General features: G+C 74.3%; 1 protein-coding gene. It reads right to left on the bottom strand.

What is annotated here, in order from left to right:
- Nucleotides 1–1,006: YafY family protein (locus GT354_RS18045; RefSeq protein WP_161357330.1), on the bottom strand; the 1,006-nt coding region annotated here is incomplete at its 3' end.
- Between the last annotated feature and the right edge of the window lie 108 nt (nt 1,007–1,114).

The following is a 1,114-nucleotide window of genomic DNA, read 5'->3' as shown; positions in this document are numbered from 1 at the left end:
ATTCGATCACGAACGGGCGGTCCAGGCCGGCGAGTACGGTGGGGACCCAGTCCAACCGCTCGGCCCGCAGGCGGACCCGCACCCATTCCTCGCCGCGCTCGACCCCGGGGGCGGCCGGCGGTACGGGCGAGCCCGACGGCTCGTCGGCCGCCTCGGGGGCTGGGCCGGGTGCCGGGTCGGCCGGGAGTTCTTCGACGGTGGCGAGCGGGAGTTCTTCGACGGTGGCGAGTCCGACCGGGAGGCGCGAGCGGACCTGCTCGGCCGTGCCGTTGACCCGTACCGACACCGAGTACAGGTAGGGCGTCTCGGCGAGGCCGGTCAGCAGTCGGTCGGCCGGGTCGAACCCCGCCGGCACCTCGAACGAGCCCGGCAGCACCTTCGCGCTGTCGATCCGGTCCAGTCGGAACGTGCGTACGTCGCCGTCGGCCGGGTCCGCCCCGGTGAGGTACCAGCGCCCCGAGTGGACGACGATCCCGTAGGGGAGCACGGTGCGTTCGCTGCGCCTGCCGTCCCGGGCGGTGTAGTGCACGGCGATCGGTCGGCGATCACGCGCCGCCTGTGCGAGCGTCAGCAGCGTGTCCGTCTCCTGGGCGACGACGGGACGCGCCGGCGCGGTGAAGTCCACGGTGGTCAGAAGCGCGTCGAGCCGGCCGGCGAGCGCCGCGGGGAGCACGCGGCGCATCTTGGCGGCGGCGCTCTCCATCGCGGTGACCGACGTCGTCACCAGGCCGGCGCGCCGACCGGCGATCAGGCCGAGCAGAACGGCCACGGCCTCGTCGTCGGTGAGCATCAGCGGCGGCATCCGAAAGCCGGGAGCGAGGTGGTAGCCGCCGTAGCGGCCACGCACCGACCGGACGGGGATGTCCAGGTCGATCAAGTGGTCCACGTAGCGCCGCACGGTGCGCTCGTCCACGTCGAGTCGACCGGCGAGGTCGGCGACGGTGCGGGTGCCGCCGGCCTGGAGGATCTCCAGCAGGGCCAGGACGCGGGCGGTGGGTCGGGTCATGGCGGGAAGTGTCTCGCGAAGACCGGGCGAAACCCGCCCGGTACCAGGTCGTGGCGCCGACACCGTCGCGCGGCCGGTCGGGCGGGGCGGCCGACACCCGCAGGTCGG

Source organism: Streptomyces sp. SID3343 (genome assembly GCF_009865215.1).
Lineage (GTDB): Bacteria > Actinomycetota > Actinomycetes > Streptomycetales > Streptomycetaceae > Embleya.
Note: the sequence above shows the minus strand (reverse complement) of the source record. Positions and strands in the feature narration are given on the sequence as shown.